A 3,006-nucleotide genomic window follows, 5' to 3' on the forward strand; every position below is an offset into this window, starting at 1 on the left:
CTTTGGGGCCCTGGCGCCGGTTCCGGGGGCGGTTAGGGCGCGGGCGGGGGGGCGGGGCGGGGTGGCGCGCCCGGCCCCCGGTGCCGCTTCGCCCTCCCGCACGTGCGACGACGTGATCAGGACCAGGGGTCTGACCAAGCGGTTCCGCGGCGGCCAGCTCGCCGTGGACGGGCTGGACCTGACCGTCCCCCGGGGCTCGGTCTTCGGCTTCCTCGGCCCCAACGGCTCCGGCAAGACCACCACCATCCGGATGCTGATGGGCCTGATCGCCCCCAGCGCCGGGGTGGCGACGGTGCTCGGCGAGCCGATGCCGCAGTCGGTGGCCTCGGTGCTGCCCCGGGTCGGCGCGCTGATCGAGGGGCCGGCGCTGTACGGCTTCCTCTCCGGCCGGGACAACCTGGCCCGGTTCGACGCCGCCGACCCGACCTCCGACCCGCGCACCCGGCAGCGCCGGGTCGCCGAGGCGCTGGACCGGGTCGGCCTGGCCGCCGCGGCCGGCAAGAAGGCCCGGGCCTACTCGCTGGGCATGAAGCAGCGGCTCGGCCTGGCCTCGGCGCTGCTCCAGCCGCGCGAGCTGCTCGTCCTGGACGAGCCCACCAACGGCCTGGACCCGCAGGGCATGCGGGAGATCCGGGCGCTGGTCCGGGAGGTCGCGGCCGAGGGCACCACGGTCTTCCTCTCCTCGCACCTGCTTGACGAGATCGAGCAGGTCTGCAGCCACGCCGCGGTGATGTCGCGCGGCCGGCTGGTGGTGCAGGGCACCGTCGCCGAGCTGGCCGCCCGGGCCCGGGGACGGCTGGTGGTGCGGACCCCGGACACCCACCGGGCCGGCGAGGTGCTGCTCGCCCACGAGGTCACCGAGGTGCGGATCGGCGACGGCCGGGTGGACGGCGACGTCGGCGCGCTGGCCGAGGAGGCGCTGCCCGGGCTGGTCGCGGCGCTGGTCGCGGCGGACGTCCGGGTGCACGGCTTCGGCGTGGAGCGGGGCACATTGGAGGACGCCTTCGTGGCGCTGACCGGGGAGGGCTTCGATGTCGCGGGCTGAGGCGGTGCCGGCGGTCGCGGCCGCCGGCACGGGGGCAGCGCGCGGGCGGCGGCCGCAGACGGCGGCCGGGTTCCTGGCGCTGTTCCGCAACGAGCTGCTGCTGACCTTCCGCCGGATGCGGACGATCGTGCTGCTGGGCATCCTGGCGGTGCTGCCGGTGCTGATCGGCGTGGTGGTCCGGATCGAGACGGACGGGCCGCGCGGCGGCGAGGGACCGGCGTTCATCGCCCAGGTCACCCAGAACGGTCTGTTCCTGGTGTTCACGGCGCTCGCGGTGGCGCTGCCGGTCTTCCTGCCGATGACGGTCGGCGTGGTCGCCGGGGACTCGGTGGCGGGCGAGGCCGCCACCGGCACGCTGCGCTACCTGCTGGTGGCGCCGGCCGGGCGGACCAGGCTGCTGGCCGCCAAGTTCACCGCCGGGCTGGCGTTCTGCCTGGCGGCGACGGCGACCGTCGCGGTGTCGGCGGTGATCGCCGGGACGGCGCTGTTCCCGGTCGGGGATGTCACGCTGATCTCCGGCGAGACCATCGGCCTGGGCCAGGCGCTGCTGCGGGCGGTGCTGGTGGCCGCGGTGGTGGCGGCCTCGCTGGCCGGGCTGGTCGCGATCGGGCTGTTCGTCTCGACGCTCACCGGCAGCGGCATCGCGGCGATGGCGGCCACCGTCGGACTGGTGATCACGGTGCAGATCCTGGACAGCTTCCCGCAGCTGCACGCGATCCAGCCGTTCCTCTTCACCCACCACTGGCTCACCTTCGGCGACCTGCTGCGGGAGCCGATGTACTGGGACGGGGTGCTGAAGAACCTCGGGCTGCAGGCCGCCTACGTGGCGGTGTTCGGCTCGGCGGCCTGGGCCCGGTTCACCTCGCGGGACATCACCGCCTGACCGGCACCGCGTCCGCCCCGACACCGGGAACCGCACCGGCAGCGGCGGCCGTCCGGGCCCGGACGGCCGCTCGGTCGGCCCGCACCCGGCGCAGCGCGTCCCAGGTGAGCACCGCGAGCGCCGCCCACACCAGCGCGAAGCCGGCCCAGCGGGCGGGCGGCATCGACTCGTGGAAGACCGCGATGCCGATCAGGAACTGGAACACCGGCGCCAGGTACTGGAGCAGGCCGAGCATGCTCAGCGGCACCCGGACGGCGGCGGCGCCGAAGAGCAGCAGCGGGACGGCGGTGATCACGCCGCTGAGGATCAGCAGCCCGGAGTGCCCCCAGCCGTACTCGCCGGCCACCGTGTGCCCGAAGGTGCCGCGGCCGGTGACCTCCAGGTGGACCAGGTAGCCGAAGGCGAAGGGGAACAGGAAGGCGGTCTCGGCGGCCAGGCTCTCCAGCCCGCTCAGCCCGACCGTCTTCTTCAGCAGCCCGTAGGTGGCGAAGGACAGGGCCAGGGTCAGCGCGATCCACGGCAGCCGCCCGTAGCCGACGGTCAGCACCGCGACCGCGACGGCGCCGATGCCCACCGCCACCCACTGGGCGGCGCGCAGCCGCTCCTTGAGCACCAGCACGCCGAAGGCGATGGTGACCAGCGGGTTGATGAAGTAGCCGAGGCTGGTCTCCACCACGTGCCCGGCGTTGACGCCCCAGATGTAGACGCCCCAGTTGACCGAGATCACGGTGGCGGCGGCGCCCAGCATGGCGAGTCGGCGGGGCTGGCGCAGCAGCGGGCGGATCCAGCCCCAGTGCCGCTGGACGACCAGCAGCAGGACGACCGCGACCAGCGACCAGACCATCCGGTTGGCCAGGATGTCGTCGGCGGCGCCGGGCTCCAGCAGCGGCCAGAAGAGCGGGAACAGGCCCCATATGCCGTAGGCCGCGAAGCCGTACCAGAGGCCGCGTCCGGCCTCCCGCTGGGTTGTCTCTGGCATGGACCGCCTGCCCTCCGCACGCGCGAGTGTCGAGCCGACGGTAGCGGGCACGACGGCGGCTGTCATCTCCGTATTCGGTTTTTGGTCATGACATTGCCG

Annotated in this window: 3 protein-coding genes; 2 read left to right on the forward strand and 1 reads right to left on the reverse strand. The window is 74.2% G+C overall.

All coding sequences use genetic code 11. The features are described from left to right. Window positions 1-61: 61 nt before the first annotated feature. Window positions 62-1,045: an ABC transporter ATP-binding protein gene (locus ACFU74_RS33250; protein ID WP_380763608.1), complete on the forward strand. Its 984-nt coding sequence runs from the start codon at window positions 62-64 to the stop codon at window positions 1,043-1,045. Then, window positions 1,032-1,928 (forward strand): ABC transporter permease, encoded by an 897-nt coding sequence (locus ACFU74_RS33255; RefSeq protein WP_380763610.1) that lies wholly within the window; start codon window positions 1,032-1,034, stop codon window positions 1,926-1,928. The genes ACFU74_RS33250 and ACFU74_RS33255 overlap by 14 nt, the downstream gene beginning before the upstream one ends. Here the strand turns inward: ACFU74_RS33255 and rarD are convergent. Further along, entirely contained in the window at window positions 1,918-2,907 is a 990-nt protein-coding gene (rarD, locus tag ACFU74_RS33260; protein WP_380763612.1) for an EamA family transporter RarD, read from the reverse strand. The two genes, ACFU74_RS33255 and rarD, sit on opposite strands and share 11 nt — an antisense overlap. Between the last annotated feature and the right edge of the window lie 99 nt (window positions 2,908-3,006).

The sequence above is a fragment of the Kitasatospora sp. NPDC057500 genome (genome assembly GCF_042802195.1).
Taxonomy (GTDB): Bacteria; Actinomycetota; Actinomycetes; order Streptomycetales; family Streptomycetaceae; genus Kitasatospora.